Here is a 16,335-nt window from a genome sequence, read left to right on the forward strand (position 1 = left end):
CGGGCACGGTAACGGTGGGATGACGACGGGTGGAGCTGTCGGGGTCCGTGGCTAGTCTGCGGACGTGGTCGCCGTCTCTCCGAGTCCTTCCCCGCTGGTGTCGATCGACCGGGTGCACGCCGCCCGGGCGGTCGCCGACGAGCTGGGGGTCGACGTCCTGGTCGTCACACCCGGGTCCGACCTGCGCTACCTCTGCGGGTACGACGCGCACGCCATGGAACGGCTGACCGCGCTGGCGGTGCCGCGTCGCGGGGAGCCGCTGCTGGTCGTGCCCCGACTGGAGGCGCCGATGATCGGCGCCTCGCCGGCCGGCGCACTGGGCCTGGAGGTGCTGGCCTGGGACGAGACCGACGACGCCTTCGCCCGGCTGGCCGAGGCGGTCACCGAGCGGCTGGGCAGCGCACCCACCCGGGTGGCGGTCGGTTCCCGCACCTGGGCCGAGCACGCGCTGGGCCTCCAGCGGGCGCTGCCCGGCTCGGTGCTCGAGCTGGCCAGCCCGGTCATCGACCGGCTGCGCATGGTCAAGACCCCGGCCGAGGTGGCGGAGCTGGCCCGGGCCGGCGCGGCCATCGACCGCGTGCACGCCCGGATGGGGGAGTGGCTGCGGGTCGGTCGCACCGAGGCCGAGGTCGGCGCCGACATCGCGGCCGCGATCCTCGCCGAGGGCCACGTGGGCGTCGACTTCACCATCGTCGGCTCCGGGCCCAACGGAGCCAGCCCGCACCACGAGCTGTCCGACCGGGTGGTCCGGGCCGGCGACCTCGTGGTCGTCGACATCGGCGGCGAGACCGCGACCGGCTACCGCTCCGACTGCACACGCACCTACATCGTCGGTGGCGTCGCCGCCCGGGGGCTGCGTGAGTGGTACGCCGTGCTGCAGCGGGCGCAGGCGGCGGCCGTCGCCGCGGTGCGCCCCGGCGTCACCTGCGCACAGATCGACGCCGTCGCCCGTGACGTCATCACCGAGGCCGGCATGGGCGAGTACTTCATCCACCGCACCGGGCACGGCATCGGCCTCGACAGTCACGAGGCGCCCTACATCGTGGCGGGCAACGACCTGCCCCTGGAGCCGGGGATGGCCTTCTCGATCGAGCCGGGCATCTACCTGCCCGGGCGGTACGGCGCCCGGATCGAGGACATCGTGGTCTGCACCGACGACGGCGTCCGCAACCTGAACAACGGTCCCCGTGAGCTCGTCGAACTCCCCGGGTGACCCCGGCGCGGGCGGCGCCCCCGACGTCGACCGCGTGCTGCTGAGCGCCCTGGCCCGTGACGGCCGGGCCAGCTTCACCGACCTGGCCGAGCGGGTCGGGCTGTCGGTCTCGGCGGTGCACCAGCGGGTGCGCCGGCTGGAGCAGCGCGGCCTGATCACCGGCTACGCCGCCCAGCTCGACGCCAAGGGGCTGGGGCTGCCGCTGACCGCCTTCGTGTCGATCACCCCGATCGACGTGGGCCAGCCCGACGACGCCCCGGCCCGGCTGGCGCACCTGTCGGCGATCGAGGCCTGCCACTCGGTGGCCGGCGTGGAGAGCTACATCCTCAAGGTGCGCGTTGCCTCGCCGGACGCACTGGAGGGCCTGCTGCACGAGATCCGGGCGGCGGCCAACGTCAGCACCCGCACCACCGTCGTCCTGTCGACGTTCTACGAGGACCGCCCGCCGGTCTGACGGAGGACCCTCCGCCGCCCGCCCGTGCAGGCTCGCGGCGGGGCCCGGTGCAGGGGCCGGACCGGTGGACGGCTGATCGAACATGTGTTCGGATGGCGTCATGCGATGGGACGCCCAGCGGCTGGACTTCGACGAACCGAGCGCCCTGCCCGGGCTGCCCGACGTCCGCGGTCTGCTGCGCACCGTGCAGGTGCCGGAGTTCCCCGGCCTGACGTTCCACGAGGTGCGGGCCAAGAGCGCGTTGAACGCCGTGCCGAAGGGCTCGGCCATGCCGTTCGGCCACACGATCAACCCCTACCGAGGCTGCTCCCATGCCTGCGTGTACTGCTTCGCTCGGGGGACGCACGAGTGGCTGGAGCTGGACAGCGGGGCGGACTTCGACCAGCAGATCGTGGTCAAGACCAACCTCGTCGACGTGCTGCGCCGTGAGCTGGCCCGGCCGTCCTGGCAGCGCGAGCACGTCGCGCTGGGCACCAACACCGACCCGTACCAGCGGGCCGAGGGCCGCTACCGGCTGATGCCGGGGATCATCGACGTCCTGGCCCGCTCGGGCACCCCGTTCTCGATCCTGACCAAGGGCACGCTGGCCCGCCGCGACGTCCCCCGGCTCGCCGCCGCGGCCCGCGACGTGCCGATCGGGATGGGGGTGTCGATGGCCATCTGGGACGACGACCTGCACGCCGCCCTGGAGCCGGGGGCGCCCACGCCCCGGGCCCGGCTCGACCTGGTCAGGGCGATCACCGACGCCGGGCTGCCGTGCGGGGTGTTCCTTGCCCCGGTGCTGCCGGGGCTCACCGATCAGCGCGAGCACCTGGAGGCAGCGATCGGGGCCATCGCCGCAGCTGGTGCGACCGGGGTGACCGTGCTGCCCCTGCACCTGCGCCCCGGGGCCCGCGAGTGGTTCACCGCCTGGCTGACCCGGGAGCACCCCGGGCTGGTCGGCCGGTACCGGCAGCTCTACGGGCGGGGTGCCTACGTGCCGGTGGAGTACCGCCGCTGGCTGGCCGCCCGGGTGGCGCCGGTCCTCGCCCGGCACGGTCTGGACCGGCAGAGCGGGGGAGCGGCGCGCGGCGTCGACGGACTCCCCGGCACCGGGAGCAGCCTGGGGCTGCCGGGCGACGAGTCGGCCGGGTTCCCGGTCGGCAGCCTGCCCGGCCGGTCACCCGAGAGAGCCGTCGCGGTCGAGGAGCCGGAGCAGCTGGCGCTGTGCTGACCGGCCTCAGCCCGCCTGCCGGGCCGCCCGGCTGACACTGCGCAGCGCCCGCACCGCGCCGCGCGGGCCGACCGGTGGGGCACCGGCCGCCAGCGCGAGCCGGCGGTAGGAGTCGTAGGACAAGGTCAGGTAGTCCGCGGCCAACTCCTCGACCGCGGCCCGGTGCGAGGGTGCAGCGGCGGCCCGCATCGCGGTCGCGGTGCGCACCGCGTGCTTGGCGAAGGTCACCTGGAGCGCCTGGGTGGAGAGCTGCCCGCCCACGTGCGACAGGACCCCGGGGCCGCGGCGCAACGCGGGCAGCACCCACGGGCTGGCGGCGAGGCCGGGGAACCGGTTGCGCACCGACTCCCAGGCGTGCCAGGCGGTCAGCGCGCCGGGCACCGCCCACTCGCCGTCCTCGGTGCTGATCAGCAGCCGGCGGGCGGTGGCGTGCACCTGGTCCCGGCGCAGCGCCCGGAACTGCCCGACGGTCCCCGGCCAGCCGAGCGCGAGGGCGCACCAGGCGACTGCCCGCAGGTGCTCGGGTGCCTCGCCACGCACCCGGGTCAGCTCGCGCAGGTCCAGCACCGGCGGATCGGGTTCCGGAGTCCGGGGCTGGGCCACGCCGAGCCCGCCGTACCGGGCGACCTTGCTGTACAGGGCCACGGTGGCGGGCTTCCAGCCGCGAGCGGCGGTCAGCGGCTCCAACCCGGTCTCGGACAGCGCATCGGGCCCCAGCCCCTGCTCCAGCGCCGCTTCGACGAGGCGCCGCCACTGCGGTTCGTAGCCCCGCGGCGGGGTGAGCCTCGCCCAGGCGCGTACCGGCGGCGGGGCCGGCATGTCCGGCAGCGGCGGCTGCCACTCACCTCTCATGAACCATTTCTACCGTTATCCCCAACAATTTGCGATTTGCATTTCGTCGGGTCTCACCAAGAGAGACCACGGCACCCCTCGAACGAAAAGCGCGCCAACACGCCGACCCCGGCGAGAGGTCGTGACGAGTTCGAGTGAGGCGACCGGCCCCGCCCTGCACACCGCACACCGGGCGGCTGATCATGACGGGGTGCGCACCGTCGGGGTCGAGGAAGAACTGCTGGTCGTCGACCCGGCCGGTGTGCCGGTCCCGCTGGGGCCCGAGGCCCTCGAGGTCGCCGCGCGGCGGGGCGAGGGGGAGACGGTCGCCGAGCACGACCGGGCCGAACGGTCCGGCGAGCAGCCCGACACCGACGCCGGGGGAGCGTCCGCCGGCCCGCGCCTGGTGCCCGAGCTGAAGCAGCAGCAGATCGAGCTGGACACCCGCGTCTGCACCGACCTCGACGAGGTCGCCGCCGAGCTCCGGCACTGGCGGTCCCGCGCCGACGCCGCCGCCGCGACGGTGGGCGCCCGGGTCGCGGCGCTGGCCAGTTCGCCGGTGCCGGTCCAGCCGGTCCCCACCGACGGACGACGCTACGAGCAGATGGTGGCCACGTTCGGGCTGACCGCGGCCGAGGTGCTCACCTGCGGCTGCCACGTGCACGTCTCGGTCGCCGACGACGAGGAGGGCGTCGCCGTCCTGGACCGGGTCCGCGTCTGGCTCCCGGTGCTCACCGCGCTGACGGCGAACTCACCGTTCTGGGACGGCCAGGACACCGGCTACGCCAGCTTCCGGTCACAGGTGTGGAACCGGTGGCCCTCGGCCGGGCCGAACGACGTCTTCGGGACGCCGGCCGCCTACCACCGGCTGGTCACCGACCTGGTCGCCACCGGCACCGTGCTCGACGAGGGGATGGTCTACTTCGACGCCCGCCTCTCGGCGTCCTGGCCGACGGTGGAGGTGCGGGTCTCCGACGTCGCCCTCCGGGTGCAGGACGCCGTCGTCCTCGCCGGGCTGGTGCGCGCCCTGGTCGAGACCGCCGCGCGCGAGTGGCGGGCCGGCGTGCCGGCGCCCGACGTGCGCGCCGAGCTGGTCCGGGTGGCCGGCTGGCGGGCGGGCCGCTCAGGCCTGACCGGCGAGCTGGTCGACCCACGCACCGGTCATCCGGCGCCGGCGGCCCAGGTGGTGCAGGCGCTCGTCGAGCACGTGCGTCCGGCGCTCACCGACGCCGGGGACGCCGAGCGCGTCGTGGCCGGGCTGGCCGAGCTGCTGCGCCGGGGGAGCGGGGCGACCCTGCAGCGCGCGGTCGCCGGGGAGGCCGGCGACCTGGCCGCCGTCGTGCGGGCCGCGGTGGCGGCCACCCACCGCGACTGACCCCCACGGACGCCGGAGCGCCGCTCTCAGTGCGGTTGGTTAGGGTCCGCTCATGTACACCGCCAGCTGGGGCGACGTCGCCCGCCGCGACCTGTTCGGGTCCCACCCCGATCCGCGTGACCGCCCGTATCGCGTGATCATCCGGCTGGCCCTCGTCGTCTTCCGACTGTTCGGGTTCCGCTTCGACGTCCGGGGGCAGGAGCACGTCCCGGCCAGCGGCGGGGCGATCATCTGCAGCAACCACGTCTCCTTCTTCGACTTCACCTACCTCGGGCTCGCGGCGCTGCCGCAGCACCGGCTGGTGCGGTTCATGGCGAAGGCATCGGTGTTCGGGCACTGGTTCGCCGGCCCCTTCATGCGGGCCATGCAGCACATCCCGGTCGACCGCAAGGCCGGGGCGGCCGCCTTCGACGCCGCCGTCCGGGCGCTGGAGGACGGTCAGGTCGTCGGGGTGTTCCCCGAGGCGACCATCAGCAGCTCGTTCACCGTGAAGGACCTCAAGGCCGGCGCCGCCCGGATGGCCGTGGCGGCGGGGGTGCCGATCCTGCCCGCGGCCGTGTGGGGTGGGCACCGCATCGCCACCAAGGGCCACAAGGTGGTGCTGCGCCGCGGCGTGCCGGTCACGGTGATCATCGGCGAGCCGCTGGTCCCGCAGCCGGGGGAGAAGCCGCAGGCGCTGCTCCGGCGCACCCGCACGGCGATGGTGGAGCTGCTGGAGGAGGCCCAGCGCACCTACCCCGACCGGCCGGCCGGGGAGGACGACCGCTGGTGGCAGCCGGCCCACCTGGGCGGCAGCGCGCCGACGCCCGAGCAGGCCGCCGCCATCGACGCCGACTACGCGGCCGGCAACCGCACGAAGGTCAAGGCCCCGCACCCGCTGGCCCGCGTGAAGCAGCTGCTGGCCCGCGCCCGCCGCTGACCCTCAGCGCGCCCGGGCGGCCAGGTCGTCCGCCGTCACCGGGGCGACGAGCTCGCGCTCGTACGTCCGGTGCCACCACGCACCGGTCTCCCGCCGCTCGGCCCGGGTGGTGAACCGGTAGCGGTACAGCAGCACCCGGACGGCGGCCGGCCGCTGCGTGCCGAACGGCGCGGAGCGCAGCAGGCGCAGGGTGGTCGGGTCGGCGTCCAGCAGCTTGCCCAGGAACGGCACCAGCCACGAGCGGCCGTAGGCGGGGGAGAGGGCGACGAACCACATCAGCCAGTCCAGCCGCAGGTGGTAGGGCGCCCACTGCGGCGGCCGGCGGTGCACGTCCCCGGGCTTGCCGCGGAACTCGTACTCCCGCCACACCGCGCCCGGCCCCGGGGTGTCGGTCGCCTGCACCACCAGCTCCCGGCGCACCTTGGTGACCGAGCCGAAGGCGCCGTAGCTGTTCACCAGCCGCAGCGGGTCGAAGCTGGAGTTCATCCGCTGCGCGGACGACAGCAGGTTGCGCACCGGCGCCACGCTCAGCGCCGCGACCAGCACGGCCAGGACGACGACCACGACGACGTGCCAGGTGGGGGTGGCCAGCTCGGCCGGGCGGTCGGGCAGCACCGCGGCCAGCCAGCGGCCGTCGAGCAGGGAGAGCCCCAGCACCAGCGTCAGCGCGTTGAGCCAGGCGAAGTTGCCGCTGATCAGCAGGTAGCCCTGGGTGACCACCATGACCGCGGCGGCGACCCCGGCGATCGGCTGGGGCAGCAGCAACCCGAAGACGACGACCAGCTGGGTGACGTGGTTGGCCAGCGTCTCCACCCGGTGCAGCCGCGGGCTGAGCCGGTGGAACCACCAGCTCAGCGGGTTGGGCATCGGCTGCGTCTCGTGGTGGTAGGCCAGGCAGGTCAGGTCGCGCCAGCACCGGTCGCCGCGCATCTTGATCAGCCCGGCGCCGAACTCCAGCCGGAACAGCAGCCAGCGCACCAGCCACATGCCCAGGGTGGGCGGTGCGACGTGCGCCGGGCCGAGGAAGACCACCAGGAAGCCGACCTCGAGCAGCAGTGACTCCCAGCCGAAGCCGTACCAGATCTGGCCGACGTTCACGATCGACAGGTACAGCGCCCAGAGCACCAGCCACAGCGCCATCCACCCGGCCAGCGGCAGCCGGTCGGCCAGCCCGACCAGTGCGGCGGCGGAGAGCGCGACGCCGGTCCAGCAGCAGCCGGTGAAGAACCGGTCGGACCAGTGCAGGTGGAACAGGCTCGGGGCCTTCCGCCACGACGCCCACTGCAGGTAGCGGGGCACCGGGGTGAGCCCGGACGTGCCGATCAGCGCCGGCCCCTGCCGCAGCGCGGCCACGAACGCGATCAGGTAGACCAGCGCCACCCCGCGGGTGAGCACGAGCCGTCCCTCCCACGCGCCCGGGTCGGCGAACCAGTCCATCGGGCGCTCCCTCAGACCGCCGGCGACTCGAGCCGGAAGGCTTCCAGCTCGGTGTCGTACCACCGGGTGGTGCGGCCCAGCGGCCGCATGCCGAGCTTGCGACACACCCCGAGGGAGGCCTCGTTGCCCGGCCGGACGACGGCGTAGACCTCCAGCAGCCCCTCGTCGAAGGCGCGGTCCACCACCGCGCGGGCCGCCTCGGTCGCGTAGCCGCGGCCCCAGCTGTCCGGGTGCAGGTGCCAGCCGACCTCGACCTCACCGACCCCCTGGGGCAGCGGCTTGAGCAGCACGGTGCCCGCCGGGGGGCCGCCGTCCGGCGGGTCGATCGCCCAGCAGCCGTGCACCGGGTTCAGCTCGTGCACCAGCCGCCACCGCTCGACCAGCTCGGCCGGGGAGACCGTGGGCCCACCGCCCAGCCAGCGGGTCACCTCGTCGCGGCTGTACAGGTCGGCCAGGCGGGCGAGGTCGGCGTCGGACGTCGTCCAGGCGCGCAGCCGCAGCCGGTCGCTGCACAGCAGTTCCACCCCGGGGGAGCTACCGCCGCCCGCCACCCCGGAAACCCACCCCGGGGAGCTCAGCAGTGATCAGGTGACTCGGGCTCAGGTGGTGGTCGCAACACCCTGATGGAGGGGTGTGCTGGTGGCGGTCACGCGGGAGAAGGAGCGGTTGTTTTGGCGGGCGGTGGTCCGGGAGGGCGCCTCGACGTCGGCGGCTGCGGCGTCGGCGAGGGTGACGGGGTCGACGGCGCGGCGGTGGTTCCGGGACCGTGGTGGAGTGGCGCCTCTGGACCTGGATGAGCTGGCTGGCCGGTATCTGTCGCTGTCGGAGCGGGAGGAGATCGCCGTCGGGCTGGCCGCGGGGTTGAGCTTGCGGGAGATCGCCCGCCGGATCGGGCGGGCCCCGTCGACGGTGAGCCGGGAGATCGCCCTCAATGGCCCTGCCCGGCCGGGGCGGCCCTACCGGGCGGTGGCCGCCCAGCAGGCCGCTGAGGCCCGCGCCCGCCGCCCGAAAGCGCGCAAGCTGGAACATCCGCCGCTGCAGGCCCGGGTGCAGGCGGAGCTGCAGAAGAAGTGGTCACCGGAGGAGATCGCGGCCCGGCTCACCCGTGACTTCCCCGACCAGCCGGCGATGCGTGCCTCGCACGAGACGATCTACCGGGCCCTCTTCGTGCAAGGCCGCGGGTCGCTGCGCCGGGAACTCACCGCCTGCCTGCGCACCGGGCGGGCGGTCCGCAAGCCCCAGCGCCGCGTGGACGGCCGCTCCGATCCCGACCGCCGCATTCCGGACAAGGTCATGATCAGCGAACGCCCCGCCGAGGCCGAGGACCGGGCGGTGCCCGGGCATTGGGAAGGCGACCAGATCTTGGGCAAGGCCAACAAGTCCGCGATCGGCACCCTGGTGGAGCGCACCACCCGGTTCACAATCTTGCTGCACCTGCCCGGACCAGCCGACGCGATCGCCGTCCGCGACGCCATCATCGACCAGATCGGCGGCCTGCCCGAGGCGCTGCGCCGCTCACTGACCTGGGACCAGGGCCTGGAGATGCGCCGGCACACCGAGATCACCGTCGCCGCCGACCTGCCGGTCTACTTCTGCGACCCACGCTCACCCTGGCAGCGCGGCAGCAACGAGAACACCAACGGCCTGCTGCGCCAGTACTTCCCCAAGGGCACCGACCTCTCGGTGCACAGCCCCCAGCACCTGGCCGCCGTCGCCGATGAACTCAACGGCCGCCCACGCAAAACCCTCGGCTGGGACACCCCAGCCGAGGCCATGGCCAAGCTACTGTCGACGGCCCACGACGACGGTGTTGCGTCCACCCCGTGAATTCACCTGACCTGATCAACGCTGCGGGTCAGCCGACGGGGGTGAGGGCGGAACTGCGGTGGGCGGCCCACCAGGCGCGGCCCTCGGGCCCGAGGGTGTGGATCGGGTCGTAGTAGGTGTGCCGCCGGTCGAGCGCCGCCTCGTCGGTGCGCTCGATGCCGGTGCGGTAGTTCTTCGTCCAGTACGAGATGCCCAGCTCGCGGTCGTACTCGGCGACCTGGTGCACCCAGCGCTTGCCCACGTAGGGCACGTCGCAGACGATCCGCGGCGTGGCGAAGCCGGGCAGGTAGCCCATCACGTCGTGCTGCAGCGTCTGGGCCGTGGCCAGCGAGACCCGCCAGTGCTCGGCGCTGGGGATCATGTCGCACATGTAGAAGTAGTAGGGCGTGATCGAGGCGCCGTCGAGCAGGGCGAAGCAGAGGTCGAGCAGCTGGGCGGCGGTGGCGTTGACCCCGTCGAGCAGCACGCCCTGGTTGCGCACGTCCCGCACGCCGACACCCAGCAGGGCGCGGGCGGCCTCGGCGACCAGCGGGGTCACCGACTGGGCGGCGTTGACGTGGGTGTGCACCGCGAGCGAGACGCCGCGGGCCCGGGCGGTCTCGGCCAGCCGGCCCATCCCGTCGAGCACCTCGCCCTGCAGCCAGTGCTGGGGCAGGCCCATCAGCGCCTTCGACGCCAGCCGGATGTCCCGGACCGAGTCGATCTCCAGCAGCCCGGCGACGAACGCCTCGAGGTTCTTGAACGGCAGGTTCGCCACGTCGCCGCCGGAGACGACGACGTCCCGGACGCCGGGGGTGTCGCGCAGGTACTGCAGCATCGCGCCCTGCCGGTCGACCGGCTTGAGCTCGAACTTGAGCTTGGGGACGGCGGGGGTCGAGTTGCCGACCAGGTCCATCCGGGTGCAGTGGCCGCAGTACTGCGGGCAGGTCGACAGCAGCTCGGCGAGCACCTTGGTCGGGTAGCGGTGGGTCAGCCCCTCGACCGCCCACATCTCGTGCTCGTGCAGCGAGTCGCGGGAGGCGTGAGGGTGGCTGGCGTCGTCGCCGGTGAGCCGGTCGGAGGCGACCGGGAGCATGTAGCGGCGCACCGGGTCGGCCAGCATCGCGGCCGTGGTCGGCGCCCCGGTGGGCACCATCGTGTTGAGCATCTGCGGCGGCAGCAGCAGCGACATCGTCGCGGCGCCGTTCTGGTCGGCCTCCAGGTCGGCGTAGAACGCCTCGTCGAGCAGGTCGCCGTAGACGCCGCGCAGCTGGCGCACGTTCTTCACGCAGTGCGCCCGCTGCCACTGGGCGCTGCGCCACTCCTCGTCGGTCACGCCGGCGAAGCCGGGCAGTCGGCGCCAGTCGGGCTCGACGAGCTCGCGCGCGGTGTACTCGTAGGGCTGCTCCAGCACTGGCACTCCTGTGCGACCGGGAAGTCGGGCCTCGACACGGCGACCCTACGGGAAGAACTACGGCACATGACAGAGATCACGCTAAGTTCTCCCGTGTCGAGCGGGAGATGACGAAGGGACGACGGTGGCCGTCAACGCACTGCACCGCAGCCTCGGGGTGCACCGGGTGCTCGAACCGCTCGGTGTGCTGCCCCAGGCCGCGCGCCGGCTGGACCCCGACCCGCGGATCGGTCCCGAGGAGGTCCGGATCGCCGTCCACCGGCTCAACCTCGACGCGGCCTCCTACCGCCAGCTGGCCGAACAGCACGGCGGGGACGGCGACGCGGTGCGGGCCGCGGTGCTCGGGATCATCGAGAGCCGGGGCAAGATGCACAACCCGGTCACCGGCTCCGGCGGGATGCTGATCGGCGTCGTCGACGAGGTGGGTGACGACTCACCGCTGGGCCTGGAGCCGGGGCAGCGGGTGGCCACCCTGGTCTCGCTCACCCTCACCCCGCTGCGCGTCACCGACGGCCTGGCGCACTGGGACGGCCGCAGCGAGCAGGTCCCCACCGCCGGCACGGCCGTGCTCTTCGCCCGCTCGATCGCCGCCGTGCTGCCCGACGACCTGCCCCAGGAGATCGCCCTCGCCGTCCTCGACGTCTGCGGGGCGCCCGCGGCCACCGAGCGGGTCGTGCACCGGTCCGGCCACCGCCCCTCCGTCGCCGTCCTGGGTGCGGCCGGCAAGTCCGGCTCGCTCAGCCTGGCCGCCGCGCGCGACGCCCGCGCCGGCCGGCTGGTCGGCGTCGTCCGGGACGAGCGCGAGGCCACCGCACTGCGCGCCGCCGGCCTCGCCGACGAGGTCGTGGTCGCCGACGCCACCGACCCGTTGGCCGTCGCCGCCGCGGTCGGCCACCCGGTCGACGTCACGGTCGTCTGCGTCGACGTCCCCGGCGCCGAGCACGGCGCGGTCCTCGCGACGGCCGACGGCGGCACCGTGGTCTTCTTCTCCATGGCCACGTCCTTCTCGGCGGCGGCCCTGGGAGCTGAGGGGATGGCGGCGGACGTGACGATGCTGGTCGGCAACGGCTACACGCCGGGGCACGCGGCCCTGGCGATGGACCTCTACCGGCGGTCGCCGGGCGTGCGGGCCCTGATCGAGCCGCGGGTCCACACCTCGTGACCGGCCTGCTGGTGAACGAGCTGCTCGTGCGGGACGTGACGATCGGCGACCGGCCCGGGCAGGCGGTGCACGTCGTGGCCGGGCGGATCGCCTGGCTGGGGCCGGCCGCCGACGCGCCGTCGTCCGGCCGGGTGCTCGACGGTGGGGGAGCGCTGCTGACCCCGGCGTTCGTCGACGCCCACGTGCACGCCACCGCCACCGGGCTGGCGCTCACCGGGCTGGACCTCGCCGGCGCCGACAGCCTGCGGTCGGCGCTCACCCGGGTCGCCGAGCACGCCGCGGCCTCGCCGACCGGGGTGGTGCTCGGCACCGGCTGGGACGAGACGGCCTGGCCGGAGGGGCGCGGCCTGACCCGGCACGACCTGGACGTCGTCGTGGGGGACCGGCCGGCGTACCTGGCCCGGATCGACGTCCACTCCGCGACGGTCTCCACCGCCCTGCTCGACCGCCTGCCCGACGTCACCGGGCTGCCCGGCTTCTCCGCCGACGGCCGGCTGCGGCTGGACGCGCACCACGCCGCGCGGCAGCTGGCCTACGGCTCGGTCGACCCGGTGCAGCGGCGCACCGCCCAGCGCGCCACCCTCGACGCCGCCGCGGCGCTGGGCATCGGCACCGTGCACGAGATGGCCGGCCCCGAGGTGTCCGGCGCCGACGACCTCGCCGGGCTGCTGCAGCTGGCCGCCGAGCAGCCCGGGCCGCGGGTGCTCGGCTACTGGGGTGAGCTGTTCGAACGCGGCGGCCTGGACGTCGTCGCCGAGCTCGGTCTGGCCGGCGCCGGCGGCGACCTGTTCTGCGACGGCGCGTTCGGGTCGCACACCGCGGCGCTGAGCAGCCCCTACACCGACCGGCCGGAGTCCAGCGGCGCGCTGCGCTTCGAGACCGGGCAGCTGGTCGGGCACCTGCGCGCCTGCACCCTGGCCGGCGTGCAGGCCTGTTTCCACGTCATCGGCGACGCTGCAGTGGCGCAGGTGCTCACCGCCGTCGCGACCGTGGTCGACGAGCTCGGCCTCGACGCCGTCCGGGCCTGCCGGCACCGGCTGGAACACCTGGAGATGGTCGACCCCGACGCGATCGACCGGCTGCGCCGCTGGGGGATGGTGGCCAGCGTGCAGTCGGCGTTCGACGCGCTGTGGGGTGGGGCCGAGGGCATGTACGCCGAGCGGCTGGGGGTCGCCCGGGCGGCGGCGACCAACCCGCTGGCCGACCTCGTCGACGCCGACGTCCCCGTGGCGCTGGGCAGCGACGCCCCGGTCACCCCGCTGGACCCGTGGGGCGGGGTCTTCGCTGCCATCGACCACACCACCCCCGGGTCCGGCATGCGCCCCTTCGACGCCTTCGACGCGGCCACCCACGGCGGCTGGGTGGCCGCACGAGCCGAGCACCCGGAGGGCCCGCTCGCCGTGGGCGCACCCGCGGACCTCGCCCTGTGGGCCACCGAGCTGACGCTCTCCGGCGTCCTGACCGCCCGGGCCCGCCCCGCCTGCCGGCACCTCCTGGTCGCCGGCCACCCGATCGGAGCCCCCCGATGACCTCCCGCGCTCTCGCGCGATCAAGCACGCGCGCTTTCGCCCGATCAACCACGCGCGGTTTCGCGCGATCAAGCACGCGCGGTTTCGCGCGATCAAGCACGCGCGGTTTCGCGCGATCAAGCGCGCGCGGTTTCGCGCGATCAAGCGCGCTGGGGGGAGCGCAGTGAGCCGGCTCGCGCTGGACCCGGCGCTGGTGGGGCGGGCGCGGGAGCTGGCCGCGCGGGCCGCGGCGCCGGTGATCGACCTCGCCGCGACGTACACGACCGTGTCGGTGGAGCGCGCGCAGCTGCGGCTGGCCGGCCTCACCGGCACCGACCCATTGGACGGCGAGGGAGAGGTGCCCTGGGTCAACCGGGTGGTCGACGCCGTCCGCGACCAGGTCGGGCTGGAGCACGGGGTCGCCCTGCCGGTGTGGCACGCCCTCGCCGACGGCGGCACGCTGCAGGGCCTGGCCGAGCAGGTGGGCGCCGGCACCGCGCGGTTCACCGTGCCCGAGGGCGCCGCCGCCGATCGGGCCCGGGAGGCCGCCCGCGCCGCCGTCGGTGCCGGGATCGCCAGGATCGACGCCAACCGCGCCCGCCGGGAGGAGCTGGTGGCCACCCACGGCGACCCGCCACGCCGTCCGTGGATCTACCTGATCGTGGCCACCGGCGACATCCACGAGGACATCCCGCAGGCCCAGGCCGCGGCCCGGGCCGGGGCCGACGTCATCGCGGTCATCCGCTCGACCGGGCAGTCACTGCTGGACTACGTGCCCGAGGGCGCCACCCGCACCGGCTACGCCGGCACGTACGCCACCCAGGAGAACTTCCGGCTGATGCGCGCCGCGCTGGACGACGTCAGCGCGGAGCTGGGCCGGTACGTGCGGCTGACCAACTACGCCTCCGGGCTGTGCATGCCCGAGATCGCCGTCCTCGCCGGGCTCGAGCGGCTGGACATGATGCTCAACGACGCGATGTACGGGATCCTCTTCCGCGACATCAACCCGCGCCGCACCTTCGTCGACCAGCGGTTCAGCCGGATGGTGCACGCCCGCGCCGGGATCATCATCAACACCGGTGAGGACAACTACCTCACCACCGCCGACGCCGTCGACGAGGCGCACACCGTCACGGTCAGCCAGCTGCTCAACGAGCACCTGGCGCACGAGGCCGGGCTGGCCGACTGGCAGCTGGGCCTGGGGCACGCCTTCGAGATCGACCCGGCGGTCCCGGAGTCGTTCCGGCTGGAGCTGGCGCACGCGCTGCTGGCCCGCGGCCTCTTCCCCGACGCACCGCTGAAGTGGATGCCGCCGACCAAGCACATGACCGGCGACGTGTTCCGCGGCTACCTGCTCGACGGGTTCTTCAACCTGGCCGGGGCGCTCACCGGCCAGGGGATCCTGCTGGTCGGCATGATGACCGAGGCCGTGGTCACCCCGTGGCTGAGCGACCGCGACCTGGCGCTGCGCAACGTGCGGTACGTGCTGGAGGCCGCCGGCAACCTGCACGAGGACTTCGCGCCCCAGCCCGGTGGCTTCATCGACCGCCGGGCGCACACCGTGCTCACCGAGGCGGTCGACCTGCTGGAGCGGATCGCCGCCCATCCGCAGGGCCTGATCCAGGCGATCGCCGACGGCACGTTCGGCATCACCAGGCGGTCCCCGGACGGCGGCAAGGGCCTGGACGGCGTCGTCGCCAAGGCCGCCGACCACTGCGACCCCGCCACCGAGCTGCTCACCCGCGAGGTGTCCCGTGCCTGACCAGGGCCAAAGTCGCGACATCGGCCCCTCGGGGGGCGGGAGCGTCGTGCGGCCGTACGGGGACACCACGGGCGACGGGATGGTGCAGACGTCGTTCACGCTGCCCGTCCCGCCCGGGCCGAGGGCCGACGGTGCCGCGCTGCAACTGGCGGCCAAGATGGGCATCGAGCCGGCGATGGTGGTGCACAGCGCCGGCATCGGTGAGGGGTTCACGTTCTTCGTGGTCTACGGCAGCGTGCGGCACCTGGTCGACCTGGACGCCGTGCAGGTCGAGGAGCGGGCCTACCCGCTGCTGTCGCCCGGCGAGGTCAACGCCGCGGTGAAGACCCGCCTGCGGCGCAGCCTCGTCGTCCTGGGCGCCTGCATCGGCACCGACGCGCACACCGTGGGCATCGACGCGATCCTCAACCTCAAGGGCTTCGCCGGCGAGAAGGGCCTGGAGTACTACCGGGAGCTGCAGGTGGCCAACCTCGGTGCCCAGGTCAGCGTGCCCGAGCTGGTGCACGCCGCCCGGGCCCGCAAGGCCGACGCCGTGCTGGTCTCCCAGGTGGTCACCCAGAAGGACGCCCACCTGCGCAACACCCGCGAGCTGGCCGGGGCGTTCCGCGAGGCGATGGGGGAGTCGCGCCCGCTGCTGGTGGTCGGCGGCCCCCGCTTCGACCCGGCGATGGCCGCCGAGCTGGGCGTGGACAAGGTCTTCGGCCGGGGGACGACGCCCGGCGAGGTCGCCAGCTACCTGGTGCACGCACTGGTGCCGGCACCCACCCCGCCCACCACCCCGCAGGAGGGACCCGCATGACCGACGCCCGGGTCGGACTGACCGTGACCCACCGCCGCTACGTGCCCTACGCGCACGCCCACTACGGCGGTGACCTGGTCGACGGCGCGTACACCCTCGGCCTGTTCGGCGACGTGGCCACCGAGGTGGCGATCCGCACCGACGGCGACGAGGGGCTGCTGGCCGGCTACTCGGAGGTGCGCTTCCTGGCACCGGTGCAGGCCGGCGACGTGCTGGAGGCCTCCTGCGAGGTCGTGCGGGTGGGCCGGCGCAGCCGGGAGCTGCGCTGCTGGGCCGAGGTGGTCGCCCGCGCCGAACCCGCGCGGGGCGCGTCGGCCGCCCGGGTGCTCGACCCACCGGTCCGGGTGGTCGAGGCGGTCGCCACGCTGGTGGTGCCCGGCGAGCAGGACTGACCCACCGGACCCCCGTCGAGCGGGACCGACCCCACCGGGCCCCGGTCGAG

The 16,335-nt window shown here is 74.4% G+C and carries 15 protein-coding genes; 11 read left to right on the forward strand and 4 right to left on the reverse strand.

The window, feature by feature from the left end; genetic code table 11:
* The first annotated feature begins 64 nt into the window (after positions 1 to 64).
* The 3 genes from ACJTNH_RS06135 to ACJTNH_RS06145 all read left to right on the forward strand — a co-directional run bounded on the left by ACJTNH_RS06135 (position 65) and on the right by ACJTNH_RS06145 (position 2,880).
* Entirely contained in the window at positions 65 to 1,213 is a 1,149-nt protein-coding gene (locus tag ACJTNH_RS06135; protein WP_458173633.1) for a M24 family metallopeptidase, read from the forward strand.
* Entirely contained in the window at positions 1,188 to 1,667 is a 480-nt protein-coding gene (locus ACJTNH_RS06140; protein WP_458173635.1) for an Lrp/AsnC family transcriptional regulator, read from the forward strand. The genes ACJTNH_RS06135 and ACJTNH_RS06140 overlap by 26 nt, the downstream gene beginning before the upstream one ends.
* Positions 1,668 to 1,767: 100 nt before the next feature.
* Positions 1,768 to 2,880, forward strand: a complete 1,113-nt coding sequence (locus ACJTNH_RS06145) for an Rv2578c family radical SAM protein (protein WP_458173637.1) — start codon at positions 1,768 to 1,770, stop codon at positions 2,878 to 2,880.
* Positions 2,881 to 2,886: 6 nt separating this feature from the next.
* Here ACJTNH_RS06145 and ACJTNH_RS06150 read toward each other — a convergent pair whose 3' ends face one another.
* On the reverse strand, positions 2,887 to 3,732 hold the full coding sequence (locus ACJTNH_RS06150; protein ID WP_458173639.1) for a hypothetical protein: 846 nt from the start codon (positions 3,730 to 3,732) through the stop codon (positions 2,887 to 2,889).
* A 190-nt stretch (positions 3,733 to 3,922) separates the two neighbouring features.
* Here ACJTNH_RS06150 and ACJTNH_RS06155 point away from each other — a divergent pair, with 190 nt between their 5' ends.
* Complete coding sequence (locus ACJTNH_RS06155; RefSeq protein WP_458173641.1) at positions 3,923 to 5,086, forward strand: glutamate--cysteine ligase; 1,164 nt, start codon at positions 3,923 to 3,925, stop codon at positions 5,084 to 5,086.
* A 52-nt stretch (positions 5,087 to 5,138) separates the two neighbouring features.
* Positions 5,139 to 6,005 (forward strand): lysophospholipid acyltransferase family protein, encoded by an 867-nt coding sequence (locus tag ACJTNH_RS06160; protein WP_458173649.1) that lies wholly within the window; start codon positions 5,139 to 5,141, stop codon positions 6,003 to 6,005.
* 3 nt (positions 6,006 to 6,008) lie between these two features.
* Here ACJTNH_RS06160 and ACJTNH_RS06165 read toward each other — a convergent pair whose 3' ends face one another.
* The gene (locus ACJTNH_RS06165; RefSeq protein ID WP_458173651.1) at positions 6,009 to 7,442 is read right to left on the reverse strand and encodes a lipase maturation factor family protein; all 1,434 of its coding nucleotides are present in this window, start codon (positions 7,440 to 7,442) and stop codon (positions 6,009 to 6,011) included.
* Positions 7,443 to 7,453: 11 nt separating this feature from the next.
* A complete protein-coding gene (locus ACJTNH_RS06170) occupies positions 7,454 to 7,966 on the reverse strand; it encodes a GNAT family N-acetyltransferase (protein ID WP_458173653.1) in 513 nt (170 codons plus the stop codon).
* Between the two features lie 109 nt (positions 7,967 to 8,075).
* Here ACJTNH_RS06170 and ACJTNH_RS06175 point away from each other — a divergent pair, with 109 nt between their 5' ends.
* A complete protein-coding gene (locus tag ACJTNH_RS06175; protein ID WP_458173655.1) occupies positions 8,076 to 9,269 on the forward strand; it encodes an IS30 family transposase in 1,194 nt (397 codons plus the stop codon).
* A 28-nt stretch (positions 9,270 to 9,297) separates the two neighbouring features.
* On the opposite strand, the gene ACJTNH_RS06180 is transcribed toward ACJTNH_RS06175, so the two are convergent.
* Positions 9,298 to 10,662: a KamA family radical SAM protein gene (locus ACJTNH_RS06180; RefSeq protein WP_458173657.1), complete on the reverse strand. Its 1,365-nt coding sequence runs from the start codon at positions 10,660 to 10,662 to the stop codon at positions 9,298 to 9,300.
* Positions 10,663 to 10,786: 124 nt separating this feature from the next.
* Here ACJTNH_RS06180 and kdd point away from each other — a divergent pair, with 124 nt between their 5' ends.
* The 5 genes from kdd (at position 10,787) to kal (ending at position 16,285) form a co-directional block, all read left to right on the forward strand.
* Complete coding sequence (kdd, locus tag ACJTNH_RS06185) at positions 10,787 to 11,824, forward strand: L-erythro-3,5-diaminohexanoate dehydrogenase (protein ID WP_458173659.1); 1,038 nt, start codon at positions 10,787 to 10,789, stop codon at positions 11,822 to 11,824.
* On the forward strand, positions 11,821 to 13,353 hold the full coding sequence (locus ACJTNH_RS06190; protein ID WP_458173661.1) for an amidohydrolase: 1,533 nt from the start codon (positions 11,821 to 11,823) through the stop codon (positions 13,351 to 13,353). Before kdd ends, ACJTNH_RS06190 begins: the two co-directional genes overlap by 4 nt.
* A gap of 163 nt (positions 13,354 to 13,516) precedes the next feature.
* The gene (gene kamD / locus ACJTNH_RS06195; RefSeq protein ID WP_458173663.1) at positions 13,517 to 15,094 is read left to right on the forward strand and encodes a lysine 5,6-aminomutase subunit alpha; all 1,578 of its coding nucleotides are present in this window, start codon (positions 13,517 to 13,519) and stop codon (positions 15,092 to 15,094) included.
* Positions 15,095 to 15,140: 46 nt separating this feature from the next.
* The gene (kamE, locus tag ACJTNH_RS06200) at positions 15,141 to 15,893 is read left to right on the forward strand and encodes a lysine 5,6-aminomutase subunit beta (protein WP_458173665.1); all 753 of its coding nucleotides are present in this window, start codon (positions 15,141 to 15,143) and stop codon (positions 15,891 to 15,893) included.
* Positions 15,890 to 16,285 carry a 3-aminobutyryl-CoA ammonia lyase gene (gene kal / locus ACJTNH_RS06205; protein WP_458173667.1) on the forward strand — a complete coding sequence of 132 codons (396 nt, stop codon included), beginning with the start codon at positions 15,890 to 15,892 and terminating at the stop codon, positions 16,283 to 16,285. Before kamE ends, kal begins: the two co-directional genes overlap by 4 nt.
* Positions 16,286 to 16,335 lie beyond the last annotated feature (50 nt).

The organism is Modestobacter lacusdianchii (genome assembly GCF_054177765.1).

Coding starts and splice junctions, on each gene's coding strand:
- ACJTNH_RS06145 (WP_458173637.1), top strand. CDS start 1,768: ATGCGATGGGACGCCCAGCGGCTGGACTTCGACGAACCGAGCGCCCTG.
- ACJTNH_RS06150 (WP_458173639.1), bottom strand. CDS start 3,732: ATGAGAGGTGAGTGGCAGCCGCCGCTGCCGGACATGCCGGCCCCGCCG.
- ACJTNH_RS06160 (WP_458173649.1), top strand. CDS start 5,139: ATGTACACCGCCAGCTGGGGCGACGTCGCCCGCCGCGACCTGTTCGGG.
- ACJTNH_RS06165 (WP_458173651.1), bottom strand. CDS start 7,442: ATGGACTGGTTCGCCGACCCGGGCGCGTGGGAGGGACGGCTCGTGCTC.
- kal (WP_458173667.1), top strand. CDS start 15,890: ATGACCGACGCCCGGGTCGGACTGACCGTGACCCACCGCCGCTACGTG.